Origin of the sequence: Alloacidobacterium sp. (assembly GCF_035631355.1) — a bacterium.
GTDB lineage: Bacteria > Acidobacteriota > Terriglobia > Terriglobales > Acidobacteriaceae > Alloacidobacterium.
The window spans coordinates 1-17,976 of the sequence record NZ_DASQIX010000054.1 but is presented as its reverse complement, the minus strand read 5'-3'; the positions used below and the strand labels follow the sequence as shown (position 1 = coordinate 17,976).

Genomic DNA, 17,976 nt, shown 5'->3' with positions numbered 1-17,976 from the left:
TGGTTTCACTCTTAGTGCACAAAGGGGAGCGCTGAGATGACTTCCGCAGTTGCGGACAATGCCTCGGCGTTACTTCGTTGTCGGCTCTTGCGGTATCGCTTCGCCGTCAGAGCGCGGATCAGCGCCGGCGAAGTTTACGTTGCGCTTGGTATCTCTTACTACGGCTTCACCCTGTCCTACCGAAAAGGAAAATGGCTCCAGCAGATGAATCTCGTGGCCACGTTTGGTTAGCTCTGCTCTCACGTCGGCAGGGATTGTGCTTTCGATTTCCACGTCGCAGCCTTGAAATGTGGGCTTGGTAAAGCGCGGCTGTTCGAGAGCGGCCTGGACGTTCATCCCATAGTCAACGACGTTGGCAACGAACTGTGCGTGCGCCTGCGCCTGGTTCCAGCCGCCCATGATCCCGAAGCCGATGTGGATGTCGCCCTTTTCCATGAAGGCGGGAATGATGGTGTGGAGCGGTCGCTTGTGTCCGGCGAGCGAGTTCGGAAGTCCCGGCGTAAGTTGGAACCCAGCGCCGCGGTTCTGGAAGGAGAAGCCCGTTCCCGGAGCGACCATTCCTGTGCCGTATCCGGCAAAGTTGCTCTGAATTAATGAAACGATGTTGCCGTCCTTGTCGATAGTCGAAAGATATATGGTTGTTTTGCCGTGCGCGTCGAGCTGCTGCTCGATGTCGGAAGGGACGACCTGGCAGGCGGCTTTATTCATGTCGATCAGCTTGGCCCGCTTGTCCGCCAGTTCTTTTGAGACCATCTGCTTGATGGGCACGGGCGTAAATCGCGGGTCACCGACATATTTGTACATGTCGGCATAGGCAAGCTTCTTGGCCTCGATCATGACGTGCAGCGCGTCAGCGGAGTTATGCCCATACTGCTGCATCGGGAAGTGCTCCATGATGTTGAGCATGGCCAGCGCGGCTATGCCCTGACCGTTCGGGGGCAGCTCGTATATCGTCCATCCGCGATATGTGGTTGATATGGGTTCAACCCACTCCGGTTGAAAATCGCGGAAGTCTTCGACGGTGTGCGTTCCGCCTTGCGCATCGAGGAACTTCACCATCGTCTCGGTCATCGGGCCGTTGTAGAAGGCATCTCGTCCGTGCTCGGCCACCTGTCGCAGGGAATTCGCCAGCGCTGGATTTCTGAACTCGTCGCCTACCTTGGGAGCGATGCCATTGGGTAGATAGGTCTCCTTGTATCCCGGCTGCTGCATCAGGCTTTTGGCCACCCAGTAACGCGCATTTCTTTCGGCAAGCGGAAAGCCATTCTGCGCGTAGTAAATGGCCGGGGCCAGCAACTGGCTGAAGGGCAGCGTGCCGAAGCGGCTGCGCAATGCGTCCCACCCGGCTACTGCGCCGGGGATATCGATCGTCTCGACGCCGATGGGATTGATATGGTCAACGCCGTGCGCCTTCAGGTAGTCGATGGTCAGCGCTTTAGGGGTCCATCCGCTGGAGTTCAGGCCATAAAGCTTGCCGGTCTTCGCCTCATAGACTATAGCGAACAGGTCGCCACCCATGCCGTTCACATAGGGCTGAACCACGCCCATTACGGCATTGGCCGCGATGGCTGCGTCTATGGCGTTGCCGCCTTCTTCAAGAATGTGCGCGCCTGCCTGCGCTGCAAGAAACTGCGGGGCGGCGACGATTCCCAGGTTCGTGACGACCATGGACCGGCCCTGTCCGGGGACGGAAGAGAATTCCTGTGCTGTGACGGTAGTGCAAATCGAGAGAATGAAAGCAGATGCGAGAGCGAGAAGCTTCATGACCATCCTTTCCGCGAACCATCATTGCATATTGAGCAGCTTTGCGACCTGAGTTAGAGAAGCGCGCAAAGAATTTGTCCAGCTATATGATTTGGTTTTCATTACGGCTTCTAAACCGAACGCCTATTTTCGTGTTCGGCGTTGTCGGAGACATTCCAAGTAGAAAATACGCATCTAAGGAAAGCGAATTGAGGCCTTCTCATGTCTGACGCTCAACTTACTTCCGTTCTCTTTCTGGTTTTGCTGCTGGTTGGCTTTGCACAGTTGCTTGGATATTTATTCACCAAGATGCGTCAGCCCAAGGTGGTAGGAGAAATTCTGGCTGGCGTCCTTTTCGGGAATGCGCTGCTTGGCCGGATGCCCGTTGTCGCGCACTTCGTCGACCATGTGACGCATCAGGGGAACATTCTGGACTTCCTATATTGGCTTGGCCTGTTGCTACTTATGTTTCTTGCCGGTGCTGAGACACAACAGCTATTTACGCGTGAAGAGCGCCGCGAAGTCGGCTGGCTGATCATCGTTGGCACAGGACTGCCGTTCGTACTCGGCCTGCTATTTGCTCCCTGGCTGATTCATCCATCATTGGAAGGGCCGAATGGAAACCGGCTCTCTTTGACCATCATTCTTGCCATCGGCGTCGCCGTCACCTCAGTGCCCGTGGTTTCAAAGATATTCGCTGACCTAAAAATTCTTCATACGCGTTTTGCGCGACTGGTCCTTGGAGTTGCTGTGATAGAGGACATCGCTCTGTGGTTTGCCCTGGCGATTGCAACTGCCGCGGCTGGTACTGCGGTCCTCCATCCCCGCCAAATGTCTTATCACCTTTTGAGTACAGTCGGCTTCTTCATGCTTGGCATGACCCTTCTTCCACGCGCCATCAAGAAATTCAACAAGGCGCGCTTCAATGTCCTCGCCAGATATTCCCCTCCGCATATACCATTGCTGTTCTTCTCGCCTATTGTGTGGTGGCAGGGGCTCTTGGCGTCAGCCTGGTATTTGCAGCTTTCCTCGCTGGGTTTGCTGTGGTCCACAAAAAACGCAGATTGTTTGCCGAAGCGCTCGACGCCATTGGGAAGGTGTCTTTCGCATTCTTCATTCCGGTTTATTTTGCGATTGTCGGATTAAAACTGGATCTCATCCGTGGCGTTTCGTTGTGGATGATGATTGCTTTTATTGGCGGAAGCTGCGTTATCAAAGTTCTTTCTGTATCGCTCGCAGGCCGTTTCGCGGGGTTTCGGGGACTTGATCTTTTCAATCTGGCTATTACTACAAACGCTCGCGGTGGCCCTGGCATAGTGTTGGCGAGCGTGGCATTCGACGCCGGAATCATCAGTTCCAAGTTCTACACCACATTGGTGGTAGCGGCTGTCCTCACGTCGCAGGTGGCAGGAGCGTGGCTGGATCATGTTCTGCGCAAAGGGTGGCCGCTTCTCAGGCCAATCGCCTCAGTTGAATCCGCAGTTACTTCGCCAGAACGTCCCTCAGTGGCTTGAATTTTTTCGCCGAAACCCGCGTTTTGGTTACATGCGCAGCGACGATGTGTTGAGATTTGTGGTTTCCCCACCTTAGCGCCAAACACGGGCGCTAAGATGGCCCCCCCGAGATCATGCCTCCGCGAAGAGAAAAGCAGGTCCTTCGACTTCGGCTGCTATGCAGCCTCCGCTCAGGATGACAATTTTATTTATTAGGAAGTCGCTGAAAAGGGGTGTCATTTGCCGCGGTTGCGGGCGATAGCGGCGCGGGCTTCTTTATCGGCTTCGCGGCGGCGTTCGGTTTCACGTTTGTCCCAGTCCTGCTTGCCCTTGGCTACTGCCAGTTCGCACTTGACTCGCCCGTTGCGGAAATAAAGGCGAGTAGGGATGAGCGTAAATCCCTTCTGCTGCGTCTTGGAAAGTAGTTTGCGAATTTCTTCCTGGTGGAGCAGCAGCTTGCGGGTGCGGAGCGATTCGTGGTTGGCCGAGCTGCCGTGGGAATACGGACCGATATGCGCGTTCAGCAGAAAGGCCTCGCCGTCCTTGATGATGCCATAGGCGTCTTTAAGATTGGCGCTGCCTTCGCGGATAGACTTGACCTCCGTCCCGTGGAGGGCGACGCCTGCCTCGAATTTGTCGAGCAGAAAGTAGTTGTGGCCCGCGGCGCGGTTGACGGCGGCGTCGCGCGTGCCGGATGCAACCGGGTCGCGAGGTTTGGATTTCTGCGGGGCGGCGGGAGCCACCTGATGGCTGGTTTGGCGGGCCATGGGTGCAATTCCACATGCTAGCACGCAGGCAGCAGGCGGGTATCCGGCTGCGTTGCGATGCTATAATCGGCCAACATCGTGGCATGAAAAAAAACAGGTTTTTAGCCCGGATTCCTTGCTCAAAACCGGCCCTGCGAGTTGCCACAAGAAACTTTTCCCTGGATGTGTCCGCTTGGAGTTGCATGAGCTATCGAGCCGCGAAACTGGCCTTCTTTTTTCTTGGATTTACCGTAGTTTTTGGCTTTTCCGCTACGGCGCATGCGCAGTCTGCAAAGCACTGGTTTAAGCAGGGTGTAGATGCTGAAGCCAAAGATGATGTCGAGACAGCCTACGAAGACTACTACAAGGCATACCAGAAAGACCCTAAAGACCTGCGCTATAAAACCGCCTATGAGCGGACGCGATTTTCGGCGGCTGCCTCGCATGTGCATCGCGGCGAAAAGCTGCGCGACCAGGGCGACGATACTGGCGCGTTGACCGAGTTTCTGCATGCTCTCGAAATCGACCCAAGCAATGAGCTGGCGCAGCAGGAAATCCAGGCGACGCGGGAGAAGATGAATGCGCCTCCGAACCAGCAGGAGACGCCGCTCTCGCTGAATGCCAATCCGGAATTCAAAGACATGGGCGGCCCGGCGGAGTTGAAGCCGATTTCAAATGAGCCGATCACGCTGCACATGGTGGAAGACAGCAAGATTGTCTACCAGACGGTAGGCAAGGCGGCAGGCGTGAATGTGCTCTTCGATCCGGAGTACACGTCGAAGCGTATCCAGGTGGACTTGACGAATGTGTCGCTGTACGACGCGCTGCGAATTCTTGGAACCATCTCTGGAACATTCTGGCGGCCCATTACCGCGAACACGATCTTTGTGGCGCAGAACAATCGCGGTAAACGAGCTGAACTGGATGAGCAGGCGGTCCAGACCTTTTACCTGACCAACGTTGCGCAACAGCAGGACCTGAATGATGTGCAGACAGCGCTGCGCAATGTGTTTACGACCGCCAAGCTGTATGCGGTGCCGAGCCAGAACGCCATCATAATGCGCGGCACACCGGATGAGTTGCTGCTGGCGCAGAAACTTATCAATGATCTGGACAAAGCGCGTCCTGAGGTCGTGATCGATGTGGCGGTGATGGAAGTGAACCGCGACAAACTGCGAACGATCGGCATTCAGCTGCCGCAGACTGCTACGATTAACTTCCAGACTTCGAACGCGAACCAGAGCTCAAGCTCCTCGTCATCATCGTCTTCCTCGTCGTCATCATCGTCCTCCACTCCAACCAATACCGGCACGTTGACACTAAATGACCTGGCGCACCTGAACGCCACGAACTTTGCGGTCACCATCGGGCAGTCGCAGGTCAATCTGCTATTAAATGACTCAGACACCAAGCTGCTGCAGAATCCCCGGGTGCGTGCGTCAGACAACCAGCAGGCAACTCTGAAGATTGGCGAAAAGCTTCCGGTCGCTACCGGATCATACCAGACGGGCGCAGCCACTGCGATTGTCAGTTCGCTGGTGAACACGCAATTCCAGTACCTGGACGTCGGCGTAAACATCGACATGAAGCCGACGGTTCATTACGACCGCGATGTGACCATCAAGCTGAAGATCGAAGTTTCATCACAGAGCGGCACAGTCAACCTCGGCGGCATCAACGAGCCGATCATCAAGAACAACAGTTCGGAGCAAACCATACGCCTGAAGGAAGGGGAAGCGAGCATTCTTGGCGGCATTCTTACGCGGCAGGACAACAAATCGCTGACCGGCACGCCGGGCCTGGCAGAGCTGCCGATTCTGCGTTGGATTTTTGGCTCAGAAACGCACGAAGTCATTGACGACGAGATTGTCTTCGTAGTGATTCCGCATGTGGTGAGAGCGGAACAGATTTCTCCCTTGAATACGCGGCAGATCGACACGGGTACGACGAACAACATTGAGTTGCGCCGGATTCAAGCCCCGATGACACCGCCGCCTTCGCAGCCGGTTTCGCAGAGCGATGGTCAGACTGTACCGGGCCAGACCGCTGTGCAGGCTGCGACAAACGCTGTAAGCCAGATGCAGCAGCAGGCGAACGCCGGTGCTCCGGTGACTTTCCAGTTGGCTGCTCCGCCGATGCCGCAGAAGGTAGGAAGCACCTTTCAGGTTGCGGTTGGACTCGCCAACGGACAGGATGTGTTTTCTGTGCCATTGCAGATGCAGTACGACACATCGAAGCTGAGCCTGATTAATGTTGATCTGGGGAATTTCCTCGGCAAGGACGGGCAGACGGTGGCGCTGGTGCATCGCGATGACAATGGCAACGTGACGATTTCGGCGTCGCGGCCGCCGGGGGCTGCAGGCGTGAACGGATCCGGGTCGGTTGTGGTGCTGACATTCCAGGCCAAGGCCGCGGGCGACGCTTCGGTGGCGATTACGCGTCCAGTAGTAAGGAATAGCGCACAGCAGGCGGTGCAGGCGCAGGGTTCGCAGGCGGTGGTGCATGTGCAGTGAGCCTGATCCCACATCTCAAAAGCGAGATGTGGGGTCCCTGCGTCTATTCTTTGTGGTTAATTGATGCCGTTCAAAACAAAATTCAGGCAAGGTGAAGCCGGGCTCACGCTTGTTGAGCTGATTGTTACGGTGGCGATTCTGGCGATTCTGGCGTCAGCGGCAGTGCCGCTGACGCGTCTGACGGTGAAGCGGGAAAAAGAGCGCGAGCTTCGGTACGATCTTTGGGAGATGCGTGACGCCATCGACCACTACAAGGACGCAGCTGACCGCAATGCCTTCATGACCAAGGTGGACAGCTTTAACTACCCTCCCGATTTGCAGACGCTGGTGGACGGCGTAGACGTGCAAGGGAAAAAGGTGCGCTTTCTACGGCGGATTCCGGTTGATCCCATGACGGGGAATGATGACTGGGGACTGCGCTCGATGCAGGATGATCCCAACAGCGATTCGTGGGGCGGACAGAATGTGTTCGATGTGTATTCAAAGTCAGACGGAACGGCGCTGGACGGGACGAAGTACAACACATGGTGACGATGCAGGCTGAAAGAACAAGACGCTGTCAAGACGGCTTTACGCTGGTGGAGCTGATGGTGGTGATGCTCATCATCAGCGTGCTGGCGGCGGTTGCCATTCCCGCGTTTATTGCGTCAATCAAGTCCGCACGCGAAGCAGTGCTGAAGGAAGACCTGCATGTGCTGCGGCAGGCGATTGATTCCTACACCATGGACAAACAGAAGGGGCCACAATCGCTCGATGATCTGGTGCAGGCTGGATATCTGAAAGAGATTCCAGTGGATCCGATGACGCACAGCAGCACAACGTGGGTGACGGCTACGAGCGATGTGCTGGAGAGCGTGGACCAGTCTGATCCGGGGATCAATGACGTGCACAGCGGGTCAGATGAGGTTGGGACGAACGGTCAGCCTTATTCGAGCTGGTAATGTGGTTGCTCATTATTGCCTTTTTGAGATTTGTGCTTCCCACCCTTGCTGCGCAAGGATGGGCACCCCCGGTTTCGTGCCGGTGCCGGGTAAAAGCAGGTTCCTTTGCTCCGCTCAGGATGACAAGCCATTACTCTCAATGGCAGCATCTAATATGTCATAGATGGCTGACGCGGACATTCCAGATACAGCTGAAGTTTTCGATCACTTCGCGGCGCTGAAGTCTGTTACGCCGGAGCCGGGCGGTTTGCTTGTGTTCTACGGCGAATTGGATCGGCAGGGAATGGCGATGGCAGTAGCGGCGAACATAGCAGGAGCCGCTTCGCTGGGCATTGATGCTGATGCTGATCGCGCAAAGCTCGCGCTGCGGCAGGGATTTTGTGATTTTGTGGTGAACAGCCTGGATGAGGCGTTGCGCATTTTGAAGAACGAGGTACGCAAGAAGCAGCCGGTCGCGGTGGCGCTGGTGGGCGATCCGGAAAGCATAGTTGCCGAAATGCTGGAACGCGGAGTGCAGCCTGACCTGGTAGCTTGCGGCGGCTTGCAATCAGAGGCTTTCATTAAGCGCGGTTCGACGGCGCTTCCTGCGGCGGCAACAATTGCTGACACGCTGGTCGTGACGTGGAGCGTATCGCGGGATGCCGCGATGTGGCTGCCGCGCGTGGATGCGATTGCGATGGAGTCATTGGAGAACGCATCGGATGCGCGGGCAAAGTGGATCCGGCTGGCTCCGCGCTATCTACAAAAGAACCTGGCGCGTGAGCACTATGTGCGGATGCGTTCGGAAGAGCTGCTGCGCTTTGCCGATTTACTGCAAACGCGCATGCAGTCAGGCGAGATCACCGTTCCTGTGCATGTTGCAAGCAGTGGACTGCCGATAATTCATTCTCCCGCTGCGGTGTAAATCGCCGACCATACTTCTTTCAATCCAGCGCCTGTTTTTGCAGAGCAGAGGAGAAGGTCTTCAATGGCAAGACCTTTGCGTAGCTCGGCCTGCGCTTTAAATCGCGCGTTGCCGGAGAGGCGGTCGGCTTTTGTTCCCACAATGAGAATGCGGCGATGGAAGGACTGCAGGAAATGGATGAGCTGTACATCGCTCTTTTGGGTGGGGATATTGCTATCAACGAGGCAAAGACAGAGCGCGAGAGTGGGGCGGTCGGACAAGTAAGGCTCGATGAATTTGGGCCACTCGGAGGAGATGGATTTCGACAACTTAGCGTAACCATAGCCTGGGAGGTCGGCAAAATACATCTGCGGCTGCTGGCGCTGAGGCGAGTCGGTGATGGAAAAGAAATTGATGGCGCGGGTGCGTCCGGGTGTTGAGGAAACATGAGCCTGTTTCGATCCCAGGAGCGCGTTCAGCAAGCTGGACTTGCCAACGTTGGAACGGCCCAGGAAGGCAATCTCCGGGGTGGTGGGCGCGGGAAATTGCTCAGGGAATGTTGCTGAGAGCAGGAATTTAGGATAAATGCGCTGCATGGTGAAAGAGCAAGTATAGAAGAGATTCATGTGTGGGTTGAAAAGGTTGGTTGGGATTCTTACCTTCCATATTAGCGCCCAAAACAACGGGCACTAATGTGGGGCACCAATTTTCGCGCTGATGCTGTGAGAAAAGCAGGTCCCTTCGGCATGCTCAGGGCAGGCTCTTCCGCTTCGCTTCACTGCGTGAAGCTAGGCTCAGGATGACAAATCAGGGAAACGCGCGTTGTTCAGGATGACAATTCTTTGGGAAGTGTACCTGCTATAACTTTGGAGAGATGAATCATTCAGGACGAATGCGTGCGTTGCGCAAGCGGATGCAAGAGCAGGGCATTGAGTCGGTGCTGGTGACTCATCTGCCGGATGTTCGCTATCTTTGCGGGTTCACGGGATCGAATGCCGCGCTTGCGGTGACAGCGAAGCGCGCAGCGATGTTTACCGATGGGCGCTATACGTCGCAGGCAAAGGAAGAGACAAAGGGCGCGCCCATCGTGATTGCGAAGAAGTCGGTGCTGCGCGAAGCTTGTGTCTGGTTGGAGAAATCGGGCGCAGCGACAGCGCATTTCGATCCGGAGCAGACGACATTTGCCGCGCTCAACATGATGCGCGATGCGGTAAATAAGGGCAAGCGGCGCGGATTCTTTCAGCCTTTGAAGAACGCTATTGTTCCTGAGTTGCGCATGCTGAAGGACGGCGACGAATTGCTGCTAATAGAAGAAGCGGCTCTGCTAGGATGCAATCTGTTTACGCTGATTCTGCCACACATTCAGGCGGGCGTGAGTGAATCGGAGATTGCCGCTGATCTTGAGTTTTTTGCGCGCAGCATGGGCGCAGAGGGCATGTCGTTTGAGACGATTGTCGCTTACGGGAAGCGGTCGTCATTTCCGCATGGACGAGCGACTGCGGCGAAGCTGTCGGGGCGCGGCTTCGTGACGCTCGACTTCGGTGTTATCCTCAATGGTTATTGTTCTGACATGACTCGGACTGTTCACATGGGCAAGCCGGGCAACCCAGAACAGTTTGCGTATGAAGCCGTACTGGAGGCGCAGGAGGCGGCAGTTGCCGCCGTAAAGCCGGGCGCAACATGCGGTGAGGTGGATGAGGCTGCGCGAAGCGTGTTGCGCAAGGCAAAGCTGGACCGGTACTTTACGCATTCGACCGGGCACGGCGTGGGGATTGAGATTCATGAACCGCCGCGAGTCGGGTCGGAGCAGAAACAGGTGCTTGCGCCGGGTATGGTGATTACAATCGAGCCGGGTGTTTACATCGAGGGGAAGTTTGGCATTCGCATTGAGGACATGATTGCAGTGACAGCAAGCGGCGGGAAAATTCTCACGCCAGCGCCAAAGGCAATGATCCAGTTGTAGCGAGACATTCAGAGATGAATCCAGAAGAGCTGAAGGAACTGAAGGAACTGATCGAGTTCCTGAAAGAAAACAAGATTGGTGAATTTGACCTGGAGCGCGGCGAACTGAAGGTCCGCATCAAGTTTGCCCAGGAAGGCACTTCGGCCGATCTGGCGAGCGTGGCCCGACTGCTTGCGGCCGCGCCTGCTGCTGCCGCTCCGATGACGCTGCCTGCAGTACATGCGGCCTCGGCTCCGTCTCCTGCGGCGCCTGCTGCCCCGGCCCCTGCGTCTGCGAGTGAGGATGCTTCGCTACACATTGTGAAGTCGCCGATTGTAGGGACGTTTTACGAGTCGCCGTCGCCGGGGACTCCGGCTTTTGTGAAGGTCGGCGATCAGGTGGAGCAGGGGCAGGTGCTCTGCATTATTGAAGCGATGAAGCTGATGAACGAGATCGAGTCCGATGCGGCTGGCGAGATTGTGAAGCGATTTGTGCAGAGCGGCCAGCCGGTTGAATACGGCCAGCAGCTCTTTGCGGTGCGTCCGCACTAGGTTTCTATGTTTAAAAAAGTTCTGATCGCCAATCGCGGCGAAATTGCGCTGCGTGTGATTTGCGCCTGCAAGGAGTTGGGCATTCGCACGGTCGCCGTGTATTCCGAGGCTGACCAGCATTCACTGCATGTGCGCTTTGCCGATGAGGCCATCTGCATCGGGCCGCCGCGCTCGTCAGAAAGCTACCTGAATGTGCCGGCTGTGATCAGCGCGGCGGAGATCGCGGATGTGGATGCGATCCATCCCGGCTACGGCTTGTTGAGTGAGAATGCAAACTTCGCTGAAGTGTGCCGCCAGTCGAACATCAAGTTCATCGGGCCGCCACCGGAAGTGACGCGCTTGATGGGCGAGAAGGAAAAGGCGCGTCAAGCAATGAAGAAGGCCAGGGTGCCGATTCTTCCGGGATCGGACGGTGTGATTCAAAACGGGGAAGAAGCGCTGGAGTGGGCGAAGTCGGTTGGCTTCCCAGTGATTCTCAAGGCCTCGGCGGGCGGCGGCGGCCGCGGCATGCGCGTGGTCCGCTCTGCTGAAGAATTGCCGGGGCTTTTTCAGGCGGCGCATACAGAAGCGGCGAATGCGTTCGGCAACGGCGATCTCTACATGGAGAAGTTCATTGAGCGGCCGCGGCATATCGAGTTTCAGATTCTTGCCGATGAGCATGGCAACGTGATGTCGCTGGGCGAGCGCGAATGTTCGATCCAGCGGCGGCACCAGAAGCTGATTGAAGAAGCGCCGTCACTGCAGGTAACGCAAAAGCTGCGCGACGATATCGGCAAAACGCTGAAGCGGTCGCTGGAAGCAGTCGGTTACCAGAACGCGGGCACGATTGAATTTCTGATGGATGAAGACGGCAAGCTGTACTTCATCGAGATGAACACGCGCATTCAGGTTGAGCATCCGGTGACGGAGATGGTGACGAGCATTGATCTCGTCAAGGCGCAGCTTCGCATTGCCTCGGGCGAGAAGCTGTCGAGCATCGTGCCTGAACAGCCGCCGATACGCGGACATGCGATTGAGTGCCGTATCAATGCGGAGCATCCAGAGAAATTCACTCCGTCAGCCGGGAAGATCAGTGTCTTCAACGTGCCGGGCGGCAATGGCATTCGCGTGGATACCGCGCAATATGCTGAAGGCATTGTGCCTCCTTACTACGATTCATTGATTGCCAAGCTGATTGCCCATGGCAAGGACCGCGAAGAGGCAATGGCGCGGATGCGGCGAGCGCTCGATATGTTTGTGGTCGAGGGGATTTTCACGACGGTTCCGCTGCATCGCGGGATTTTTGAGGATGAAGAATTCCGTACGGGCAAGTTCGATACGAAGTTTATGGAGCGGTACTTCGAGCGCGAGAAGGAGCGCAAGCTGGCGGAACTTGGAGTTTAACAGCGAATTGCACTAAACATATGCGAATCCGCGCTTCCGGAATCTTTCTTCCTTGTAATCCTACTTAGGAATTAAGTTCGCGGCTTCTCATCCACTGACCAGTACCACATTGGTTCGGCATGGCTTCCATACTTTTCGAGCCAGTCATCGATTCGCCGATTAACCGGCACGTGACGTTGCGGAAGCTCCGCGCCGGCAGCGATCAGCGTTTCGATGATTTTGATGTAGTGTTCGGGATCGCCTCCGTGTGCTGCCGACCATAGTGCCTGGTCGAGCACGGTTCCTCCATAGATGTTTTTTGCTTCAAGTAATGGATTCCGCTGGAGCAGGAGTCTGATCGTGTCCAGATGGCCTCCGATGACGGCGCGATGCAGTCCGGTTTGTCGGTCGTCTCCATGCGTTGACAGGTCGATGCCTTTATTCAGCAGAAACTCGACGATTTTAGTGTGGCCGTAACCACATGCGTATAAAAATCCTGACCTCATCTGCTTATTCGTTGCGTTTGGTTTCAGCGTACCGTCCCCGCCGAAATAGCTTTGGACCAGATCCAGACGGCCGATGCCTGCGGCGGATTCCAGAGTCAATCCCGCGCCATGGCTGGCAAGAAAGACTGCAGCTTTTATACGGCCATTGGCCAAACAGCCCAGGACGGCTGGATCGTTGTTGCCCGCGTCGCCCGGCTGGTCGATGGTTGCATTGTGATCGAGCAGCGTCTGAAGGAGTGCTTCCTGCACGCCAGCAAGTTCGGGATGAATGCTAGTTGAGGCCAGGCCGAGCGTTGTGGCTCCTCCGCCATAGATGTCTGCCGGGGCATCGATGTCCGCGCCAGCCTTGAGAAGCAGATTTGTAATCTGCACGATATTTTTCGGGCTTTTCTGGCGGTAATTTTCGACTCCATTTGCTCCGACATAATGCAGCAGTGTGGCACGATGTTCGCGTGTCGAACGCATGTGCACGACCTTGGGGTCTTGCCGGAGCAGCCGTTTCAATACCGTCATTTTTCCGGTGACGATGGCGTCCGCAGCGGCTTCAAATCTGGTGACGGATGAATCTCGTTTCGCTAATGCTCCAAGATGCTTTGCGAATTTTGGCCAGCTTTCAAAGCCGTGTGAGCGTGCAATGACAAACTGCGCGTTCGACAGGGTGTAGCCTTCTGAAAGCTTTTCTAGCGCAAAGCGTTCAGTTCGATTGGCGTCGCGGATTTTATCAATGGATGATCGCTCGCCGCCTGTGTGCTTAGCGAGCGCTTCGATCCATCGGTTCGTCCACTCGCCGACGGCAGTTTCCTGGCCTGATTTGAAGACTTTAACAAGTTCTTTGGCTAGTTTCTTGTAGCGTTCAAGGCTTGGGCGTGACGGAAGGGGTAGAACCTCTTGCGGATTGGGCATACGAATCTCCTTTCATTGCATGCCTGAAGTCCGCACGAGTCAGGCTGAAAGAAGGTTCGTGACCTTCGGTTGTGATTTCATGGGTGGGCAGAGCCCTTTCCGCGGACTGGGTGCGTCCCTAACGCTGTTCTTCTCTTATCACAGCGCTGAAATGGGAGGCAACATGGGATGCTTTGTGTGCTTTTCATTTAGGCTGTGGGCATGGCTTTTTTGTTGCCGCCGCTTTATCCCATCATGGATGCATCGTTTCTGCCTTCCTTTGAGCGAGGGGCTTACCTGATGCGTGTTGTCTGTGAGCTTGAAGACGCCGGTGTCACGTTGCTGCAGTACCGGAATAAGCACAGCATTGAGGAAATTCCACATGATGCTGTGATCATACGAGGCGGTGCTACCAGCGCGGTTACGCTCATCATGAATGATCATCCGGAGCTTGCGGTCAACGCCGGTTTCGATGGGGTGCATGTGGGGCAGGGGGATGTTTCTCCGGGCTCGGCCCGAGAAATTGTTGGGCCGGACAGAATAGTTGGCATATCGACCCACAATCTCGGGCAATTGAAAGCCGCAGACCTGATGCCGGTGGACTACATTGCGTTTGGACCGGTTTTTGCAACTACATCGAAGTTGAATTCTGACCCGGTTGTTGGACTGGATGGAGTCTGCGAAGCACGCTCGCTTACCAGCAAACCTTTGGTGGCCATAGGAGGAATTACGCTTGAGAATGCGCGCGCTGTCCGTAAGGCGGGAGCTGATTCAGTAGCAGTGATTTCGGCAATGTTCGGGCCCGATGAAAATCCTGTAAAAATAGCGAAAGACTTTCTCCGCATTTTCCGGTAGAACAATCAAGAAGTGACCACGAGTACCCGACCCTCTCCAACACAGGCAGATGCGGGCAGCCCGCATGGCGCCGACAGCCCGCACCTGGTGCAGCGGCTTGGACTATTCAGCTCGACGGCAATTGTCATCGGGTCAATGATCGGCTCCGGCATTTTTATCGTTCCAGCGGAGATCAGCCGAGGCGTAGGCTCGCCGGCGCTGCTGATTGGCGCATGGCTGGTGACGGCAGTGATGACGATCATCGGCGCTCTGAGCTATGGCGAGCTGGCAGCGATGATGCCATCCGCAGGCGGACAATATGTATATCTGAGAGAAGCGCTTGGCCCCATGTGGGGCTTTCTTTTTGGGTGGACTCTCTTTCTCGTCATTCAGACAGGCACGATTGCAGCGGTTGCCGTCGCTTTCGGCAAGTTTCTTGGCGTCTTCTTCCCGGCGGTCTCGTCATCGCACTGGCTGCTGCATCTGGGACATATTCCCGGGTTCAAAATCGGGCCAATGATGCTTGGAAACATGGATATTGGCCTGAACACGGCTAATCTGACCGGTATTGTCATAGTGCTGGTGTTGACCGGTGTAAACATTCTTGGCGTGCGGCTGGGCGCGCTGGTGCAGAACATTTTCACTACAGCAAAAACAGCGGCGCTGCTGGGGTTGGTGGTGCTGGGATTTGCATTTGGCCGCCATCCCGCAGCGATGGCTGCGAATTTCAGCCATAACTTCTGGCAGGGCGTTTCGTGGCACGCGCTGCATCCGGTGCAAGTGGGCGTGGGCGGGCCAATTGCGATGGTCGGTCTGTTGGCTGTGCTTGCCGTAGTGCAGACGGGGTCGCTGTTTTCCGCCGATGCCTGGAATAATGTGACCTATACGGCCGGCGAGATTCGCAACCCGAAGCGGAATCTGCCGCTCTCGCTCGTACTCGGCACGGTAATTGTGATTGCGCTGTATATTGCGGCCAATTTTGTTTACCTGTGTGCATTGCCTTTGCATGGCGATCCGCATGGTACGACCGCTTTTGCGCGCGGGATTCAATATGCGGCGGAAGATCGCGTGGCCACAGTGGTTTTGCAGCAGATTTTCCAGAATGGCGGCGCGTTCCTGATGGCGGCCGCAATTCTGGTTTCGACTTTCGGCTGCGCGAACGGGTTGATTCTGGCTGGGGCGCGCGTGTATTACGCAATGAGCCGCGATGGGCTGTTCTTTGAATCAACGAGCAGGCTGCATCCGCGCTATAAAACTCCGGTTGCGGCGCTGGTAATTCAGGCGGTTTGGACGTGTTTTCTGTGCCTTACGGGGTCGTATAGCCAACTGCTGCAATACATTATCTGCACCGAGTTGATTTTCTACATTTTGACGATTTCCTGCCTGTTTGTGTTGCGCAGGCGCATGCCGGATGCCGAACGTCCATATCGTGCGGTAGGATATCCGGTGCTGCCGCTGATTTATATCGGTATGGCGGCTTGGATATGCGTCGTATTATTACGCTACAAACCGCAATTTACCTGGCCGGGGATATTGATTGTGCTGCTCGGTATTCCTGTGTTTGCCGTGTGGTCGCGCCGCGGCAGATTGATTCAGGATTGATTTTCTTTGGAAGGAACGCGCACGTACATGGCTAATTTGTTTGCAATTAAACCAATCTCCGCGCTCAAGGCTGAAGCCTCCGAAGAGGGAGAACACACACTCAAGCGCTCTTTGGGGCCAGTGAATCTTGTGACTCTCGGCGTGGGAGCGGTGATCGGCGCGGGTATCTTTGTGTTAACCGGACAGGCTGCGGCGCTGCACGCCGGACCGGCGATTGCCTTGAGCTTCATAGTAGCGGGCATTACCTGCGCTTTCGCTGGGCTTTGCTATGCCGAGTTCGCTTCGCTGATTCCGATTGCCGGTTCTGCCTATACCTATGGATACGCAACGCTGGGCGAACTGGTGGCGTGGATCATCGGATGGTGCCTGTGCCTGGAGTACGCATTCGGCGCGGCGACGGTGGCCTCGGGCTGGGCGGGTTATTTCCTGAGCCTGATTGAGCAGATCGGGTTGACGCCTACTCCTTTCATGGCGCGCTTTACCGCAACATACGGGACTGATTTGTACCTGTACCACGGGCAGTGGCTGCCATTTATGTCATTGCCGCCGGGCGTCACGGATGTATCCGGGCTGACGCATGTCACCGGAATATTCAACATCGTTGCGTTCCTGGCCATTGTTGTTGTGACTGCGATTCTCGTGATCGGAATCAAGGAATCCGCGAACTTCAATTCCGCGGTTGTGTTTGTGAAGGTCGGCGTTGTCTGCATCTTTCTGGTGGTGGGCATTATGTATTTGCTGCATCATCCTGAACTGGTCCAGGCGAACTGGCATCCCTTCATTCCCCCGAAGACCGGGCCTGGAGCATTCGGCATCAGCGGCATTGCCGCGGGCGCGGCCTCAGTCTTTTTTGCCTATATTGGGTTTGACGCCGTATCCACTACGGCGCAGGAAGCGAAGAACCCACAGCGGGACATGCCGATCGGCATTCTCGGGTCGCTGGTGATCTGCACGATTCTATACATCGCTGTCTCGCTGACGCTCACGGGCCTGGTGAACTACAAGGCCCTGAATGTTCCTCAGCCTGTGGCGCTCGGCATTGATGCAACCGGCGTAAGCTGGGGCGGCATACTGGTGAAAATCGGTGCAGTGTTCGGTTTGGGCACGGTAATGCTGGTGATGCTGTTGGGGCAATCGCGCGTGTTCTACTCCATGTCGCGCGACGGACTGCTGCCGAAATGGGCGGGAGCCATCCATCCGAAATTCCGCACGCCATGGATTTCCAACATTATCGTCGGCTCGATTGTCGCGTTCCTGCCGGCGCTGTTGTCGATCAGCAGATTGAGCGAGCTGGTGAACATGGGCACGCTGCTGGCGTTTGCTATTGTCTCCGCCGGCGTATGGATTCTGCGTGTGCGCATGCCGGAGCTTCACCGGCCATTCAAGACGCCGCTAGTTCCACTGGTGCCGATTTGCGGCATCGTGAGCGCGCTTTATCTGATTGCGAACCTGCCCACCATAACCTGGATCGTTGTCGGCCTGTGGCTGGTCATCGGATTGGTGATTTACTTCACTTATTCAACGAAGCACAGCAAAGTGCAGAAGCTAGCGGCGGAGGTTGCCGCGAAGCGGTAGCTGCTGATGTTTAGGTTCAGGAGATAGACCGCGTTTCAGCAAGATCGTCAGAATGACAGCCAATTGGCAACTCTAATTGTTATGGTCGAGAGTGCCTTGTCATGCGCTCTTCTAAACGCTCCTTCACTTCCAGCCATTCTTCGGCGATGATGCTGTACCAATGGCTGTGGCGCGCGCTACCGTCGTGCATGACGTAGTGGTTGCGGAAGACGCCTTCAGGTTTTGCCCCTAATGCCTGGATAGCGGTCTGCGACTTCAGGTTCTCGTGGTGGGTCTTGAAGGCGACACGTCGTGCCCCCATTTCTTCAAAAGCATGGCAAAGCTGGAGATACTTCGCTTCGACATTGATGCCGCTGCGTTGATAGGCGGGATTCATCCATGTCCAGCCGATTTCGAGAGAGCG

15 protein-coding genes and 1 pseudogene are annotated in these 17,976 nt (G+C 55.9%); 11 read left to right on the top strand and 5 right to left on the bottom strand.

Going from position 1 to position 17,976, the window contains the following annotated elements:
• Nucleotides 1-69: 69 nt before the first annotated feature.
• Nucleotides 70-1,764: a gamma-glutamyltransferase gene (gene ggt, locus VEV40_RS09525; RefSeq protein ID WP_324831907.1), complete on the bottom strand. Its 1,695-nt coding sequence runs from the start codon at nt 1,762-1,764 to the stop codon at nt 70-72.
• A 201-nt stretch (nt 1,765-1,965) separates the two neighbouring features.
• Between ggt and VEV40_RS20705 the strand changes: the two are divergent.
• A pseudogene (locus tag VEV40_RS20705) lies at nt 1,966-3,257 on the top strand (cation:proton antiporter).
• A gap of 215 nt (nt 3,258-3,472) precedes the next feature.
• Here VEV40_RS20705 and smpB read toward each other — a convergent pair.
• A complete protein-coding gene (smpB, locus tag VEV40_RS09510) occupies nt 3,473-4,003 on the bottom strand; it encodes an SsrA-binding protein SmpB (RefSeq protein ID WP_324831902.1) in 531 nt (176 codons plus the stop codon).
• A gap of 182 nt (nt 4,004-4,185) precedes the next feature.
• On the opposite strand from smpB, the gene VEV40_RS09505 reads away from it, so the two are divergent.
• The 4 genes from VEV40_RS09505 to VEV40_RS09490 all read left to right on the top strand — a co-directional run bounded on the left by VEV40_RS09505 (nt 4,186) and on the right by VEV40_RS09490 (nt 8,340).
• Nucleotides 4,186-6,495, top strand: coding sequence for a cohesin domain-containing protein (locus VEV40_RS09505; RefSeq protein ID WP_324831900.1), 2,310 nt, complete (start codon nt 4,186-4,188; stop codon nt 6,493-6,495).
• A 63-nt stretch (nt 6,496-6,558) separates the two neighbouring features.
• A complete protein-coding gene (locus tag VEV40_RS09500; RefSeq protein ID WP_324831899.1) occupies nt 6,559-7,026 on the top strand; it encodes a type II secretion system protein in 468 nt (155 codons plus the stop codon).
• Nucleotides 7,020-7,436 carry a type II secretion system protein gene (locus tag VEV40_RS09495; protein WP_324831897.1) on the top strand — a complete coding sequence of 139 codons (417 nt, stop codon included), beginning with the start codon at nt 7,020-7,022 and terminating at the stop codon, nt 7,434-7,436. Before VEV40_RS09500 ends, VEV40_RS09495 begins: the two co-directional genes overlap by 7 nt.
• A 163-nt stretch (nt 7,437-7,599) precedes the next feature.
• Nucleotides 7,600-8,340, top strand: coding sequence for a hypothetical protein (locus VEV40_RS09490; protein ID WP_324831896.1), 741 nt, complete (start codon nt 7,600-7,602; stop codon nt 8,338-8,340).
• On the opposite strand, the gene yihA is transcribed toward VEV40_RS09490, so the two are convergent.
• On the bottom strand, nt 8,319-8,945 hold the full coding sequence (yihA, locus tag VEV40_RS09485; RefSeq protein ID WP_324831894.1) for a ribosome biogenesis GTP-binding protein YihA/YsxC: 627 nt from the start codon (nt 8,943-8,945) through the stop codon (nt 8,319-8,321). The genes VEV40_RS09490 and yihA overlap by 22 nt on opposite strands.
• A 248-nt stretch (nt 8,946-9,193) precedes the next feature.
• Between yihA and VEV40_RS09480 the strand changes: the two genes are divergently transcribed.
• The 3 genes from VEV40_RS09480 to accC are packed head-to-tail and all read left to right on the top strand — an operon-like array spanning nt 9,194 to nt 12,195.
• Complete coding sequence (locus VEV40_RS09480; protein WP_324831893.1) at nt 9,194-10,282, top strand: aminopeptidase P family protein; 1,089 nt, start codon at nt 9,194-9,196, stop codon at nt 10,280-10,282.
• Nucleotides 10,283-10,296: 14 nt separating this feature from the next.
• Nucleotides 10,297-10,812 (top strand): acetyl-CoA carboxylase biotin carboxyl carrier protein, encoded by a 516-nt coding sequence (accB, locus tag VEV40_RS09475; RefSeq protein ID WP_324831892.1) that lies wholly within the window; start codon nt 10,297-10,299, stop codon nt 10,810-10,812.
• Nucleotides 10,813-10,818: 6 nt separating this feature from the next.
• The gene (gene accC, locus VEV40_RS09470) at nt 10,819-12,195 is read left to right on the top strand and encodes an acetyl-CoA carboxylase biotin carboxylase subunit (protein WP_324831891.1); all 1,377 of its coding nucleotides are present in this window, start codon (nt 10,819-10,821) and stop codon (nt 12,193-12,195) included.
• 71 nt (nt 12,196-12,266) lie between these two features.
• On the opposite strand, the gene VEV40_RS09465 is transcribed toward accC, so the two are convergent.
• Nucleotides 12,267-13,583 (bottom strand): ankyrin repeat domain-containing protein, encoded by a 1,317-nt coding sequence (locus tag VEV40_RS09465; RefSeq protein ID WP_324831889.1) that lies wholly within the window; start codon nt 13,581-13,583, stop codon nt 12,267-12,269.
• Nucleotides 13,584-13,784: 201 nt separating this feature from the next.
• Here VEV40_RS09465 and thiE point away from each other — a divergent pair, with 201 nt between their 5' ends.
• Genes thiE through VEV40_RS09450 form a run of 3 tightly spaced genes read left to right on the top strand, consistent with a single transcriptional unit; the run spans nt 13,785 to nt 17,573 of the window.
• The gene (gene thiE, locus VEV40_RS09460) at nt 13,785-14,417 is read left to right on the top strand and encodes a thiamine phosphate synthase (protein WP_324831887.1); all 633 of its coding nucleotides are present in this window, start codon (nt 13,785-13,787) and stop codon (nt 14,415-14,417) included.
• A 12-nt stretch (nt 14,418-14,429) separates the two neighbouring features.
• On the top strand, nt 14,430-15,998 hold the full coding sequence (locus VEV40_RS09455) for an APC family permease (RefSeq protein ID WP_414637836.1): 1,569 nt from the start codon (nt 14,430-14,432) through the stop codon (nt 15,996-15,998).
• 27 nt (nt 15,999-16,025) lie between these two features.
• Entirely contained in the window at nt 16,026-17,573 is a 1,548-nt protein-coding gene (locus VEV40_RS09450; protein WP_324831885.1) for an amino acid permease, read from the top strand.
• Between the two features lie 79 nt (nt 17,574-17,652).
• Here the strand turns inward: VEV40_RS09450 and VEV40_RS09445 are convergent.
• A partial coding sequence (locus VEV40_RS09445; protein ID WP_324831884.1) for a GNAT family protein occupies nt 17,653-17,976 on the bottom strand: 324 nt, incomplete at its 5' end.

Coding starts and splice junctions, on each gene's coding strand:
- ggt (WP_324831907.1), bottom strand. CDS start 1,764: ATGAAGCTTCTCGCTCTCGCATCTGCTTTCATTCTCTCGATTTGCACT.
- smpB (WP_324831902.1), bottom strand. CDS start 4,003: ATGGCCCGCCAAACCAGCCATCAGGTGGCTCCCGCCGCCCCGCAGAAA.
- VEV40_RS09505 (WP_324831900.1), top strand. CDS start 4,186: ATGAGCTATCGAGCCGCGAAACTGGCCTTCTTTTTTCTTGGATTTACC.
- VEV40_RS09500 (WP_324831899.1), top strand. CDS start 6,559: ATGCCGTTCAAAACAAAATTCAGGCAAGGTGAAGCCGGGCTCACGCTT.
- VEV40_RS09495 (WP_324831897.1), top strand. CDS start 7,020: ATGGTGACGATGCAGGCTGAAAGAACAAGACGCTGTCAAGACGGCTTT.
- VEV40_RS09490 (WP_324831896.1), top strand. CDS start 7,600: ATGGCTGACGCGGACATTCCAGATACAGCTGAAGTTTTCGATCACTTC.
- yihA (WP_324831894.1), bottom strand. CDS start 8,945: ATGAATCTCTTCTATACTTGCTCTTTCACCATGCAGCGCATTTATCCT.
- VEV40_RS09480 (WP_324831893.1), top strand. CDS start 9,194: ATGAATCATTCAGGACGAATGCGTGCGTTGCGCAAGCGGATGCAAGAG.
- accB (WP_324831892.1), top strand. CDS start 10,297: ATGAATCCAGAAGAGCTGAAGGAACTGAAGGAACTGATCGAGTTCCTG.
- accC (WP_324831891.1), top strand. CDS start 10,819: ATGTTTAAAAAAGTTCTGATCGCCAATCGCGGCGAAATTGCGCTGCGT.
- VEV40_RS09465 (WP_324831889.1), bottom strand. CDS start 13,583: ATGCCCAATCCGCAAGAGGTTCTACCCCTTCCGTCACGCCCAAGCCTT.
- thiE (WP_324831887.1), top strand. CDS start 13,785: ATGGCTTTTTTGTTGCCGCCGCTTTATCCCATCATGGATGCATCGTTT.
- VEV40_RS09450 (WP_324831885.1), top strand. CDS start 16,026: ATGGCTAATTTGTTTGCAATTAAACCAATCTCCGCGCTCAAGGCTGAA.